The 2,403-nt window shown below is 75.1% G+C and carries 1 protein-coding gene and 1 pseudogene (1 of these 2 only partly in view); both read left to right on the plus strand.

What is annotated here, in order from left to right; all coding sequences use genetic code 11:
• A pseudogene (locus tag FrCorBMG51_RS21245) lies at positions 1-868 on the plus strand (hypothetical protein); the annotation flags it as partial.
• Positions 869-1,125: 257 nt separating this feature from the next.
• A protein-coding gene (locus tag FrCorBMG51_RS21250; RefSeq protein ID WP_476742225.1) for an alpha-(1->3)-arabinofuranosyltransferase domain-containing protein crosses the window boundary here: on the plus strand, positions 1,126-2,403 show its start. 3,333 nt of this gene lie beyond the right edge of the window; only the first 1,278 of its 4,611 coding nucleotides appear in the window; the start codon lies at positions 1,126-1,128; its stop codon lies off the right edge, out of view.

Consider the following 2,403-nt stretch of genomic DNA (forward strand, 5'->3'; position numbering starts at 1 on the left):
CGGGCCCGGCGCCGCGCGTGCCGTCCCCGCCATGCGGACAGCTCCCACCACGCGGGCGCGCCCCGCCGAGCCGGCCAGCCCCGCCATGCCAACAAGCTCTGTCGCAGCGACAGGCCCCGCCGTGCCGACGAACCGTCCGACCGTCGAGATCGGCGCCGCGCTGACCGCGCTGGTGCTCCTCGGCCTGTTGCAGAACATCGACCTGCTGGTGCTCGGGGCGCACCGTTCCGGCGACGCCGGCCCGTACGCGGCGGTGTCCGTCGCCTGCAAGGCGCTGGTCTTCGCCGCGGTCGCCCTGGGTGGTTTCCTGCTCCCCGAGACCGCCACCCGCCGGCACCGCGGCGAGCACGCCCTGCACCAGCTCGGCGGGACGCTTGCGATGCTCGCGGTACCGGCCGCGGCGCTCGTCGCCGTCGCGCTGGTCGCGCCGAGGGCAGGTCTCACGCTCGCGTTCGGTGCACCCCTGGCCGCCCGCGCGCCCGCGTTCGCGCCCCTGGCCGGTGCGATGGCCTGCCTGGGAGCGACCGTCCTGTGCACCTACTACCTGCTCGCCGTGGGGGAACGCCGCGTTCTCGCCGTGCTGGCCGCCGCTACCGCGCTCGCCGTCCCGGCGCTGTGGTGGGCGCGGGGTGACGCGATCGCCACCGCCCATATAGAACTCGTGGTACACGCGGCGCTGCTGACCGTGGCCGGATCGCTGGTCCGGATCGCGGCCCGGCGGGGCGCGCCGCCCGGGCCGACGGCGGGCCGCCGGGTGGCGGCGCCGATACAGCCGGGCCGCCCCGGGGGCGGGCTGCACCGTGGCCGACACAACATGTGGCGTTCCACCCCCGCGGCCGCACCGCGCCACCGCCGCAGAGATCTCTAAGATGCACCGGACACGGCCCGCACGCACCGCGCCGGCAGGTGAGCCGCCACGGTGAGCCGACCCGGCGAGCGGCCGTCCCTCCCGGCGGCACCCGCCAGCCGCGGACCGAACCAGGATGATTGGGTTGGACGGTGACCCTGACCGCACCATCAGCACGCCCGCGGCGCGGTCTCGGCCGCCGGACCGCCCGCCGGCCGGCCGCCCGCACCGGCCTACCAGAGCGCGGCCTGCGGCGCTGGCTGCCATCGTGGCCCATCGTGCTGCTGGCCGCGATCAGCTACCTTCCGCTGCTGTTCACCGCGCCCGGCCGGGTCGGCGTCGACACCAAGGCCTACCTCTACCTGGAACCGCGGGAGCTGATCGGACGAGCGGGGATCATGTGGGATCCCGGTGTCGGGATGGGTGTGGTCACCCATCAGAACATCGGCTTCCTGCTCCCGCAGGGCGCCTTCTTCTGGTTCCTGGACCTGCTGAGCCTGCCCACCTGGGTCGCCCAGCGGCTGTGGACGGGTTCGGTGCTGTTCATGGCCGGCGCGGGCGTGCTGTTCTGCATGCGTTCGTTCCGCTGGCCGCACCGGTTCGCCTTCGTCGCGGCCGCGGGTTACATGCTGACCCCCTACGTCCTCGAGTACGAGGCGCGGATGTCGGCGATCCTGCTGCCGTACACGGGCCTGGGCTGGCTGTTGGGGATCACGGTCCGTGGCCTGCGCGAGGCGCGGGGTGGCCTGGCGGGGTGGCGGCCGGACGGCTGGCGCTGGCCGGCGGCGTTCGGCATCGCCGTCGCGCTGGTCGGCAGCAGCAACGCCGCCAGTCTGATCTTCGTGCTGCTGGCGCCGATCCTGTGGCTGCCCTTCGCGGTGTGGGTCACCCGGGAGGCCCGCCTCGGCCCCGCGCTGGGCATGTGCGCCCGGGCCGCGGTGGCGGTCGTGGGCTGCTCGGCCTGGTGGATCGCGGGCCTGCTCACCCAGGCCGGCTACGGCGTCGACATCCTCGCCTACAGCGAGACGCTCAGGACGGTCGCGAGCGCCTCGCAGGCCTCCGAGGTGCTGCGCGGTCTGGGCAACTGGTACTTCTACGGCGGGGACGCGCTGGGCACCTGGATCGCCCCGTCCCGGGACTACACCCAGACCATCTGGGTGATCCTCATCAGCTTCACGGTGCCGCTGCTGGCCCTGGCGGGTGCGGCGCTGTGCCGGTGGGGATACCGGGCGTACTTCGTCCTGCTCGTGCTCGTCGGCACCACGGTCGCGGTCGGGGTCTACCCCTACGAGAACCCCTCGCCGCTGGGCGGGGCCTTCCGGTCGTTCGCCGAGGCGTCCAGCGTTGGTTTCGCCCTGCGTTCGATGCCGCGTGCCGTGCCGCTGGTCGCCCTCGGCCTGTCGGTGCTGCTGGCCGGCGGGCTCGCCGCGCTGGCGCAACGCGTCGACGAGCGGCTGGCGCGGCACGCTCGGGAGGCGCCCGGCCAGGGGCGGCGGCAGGCCGGGCGCGCGGCGCGCGGCGCGCGGGTGCGGACGTGGCCGCGGCCGCGGCTGCCG

The organism is Protofrankia coriariae (genome assembly GCF_001017755.1).
GTDB classification, from domain to species: Bacteria; Actinomycetota; Actinomycetes; order Frankiales; family Frankiaceae; genus Protofrankia; species Protofrankia coriariae.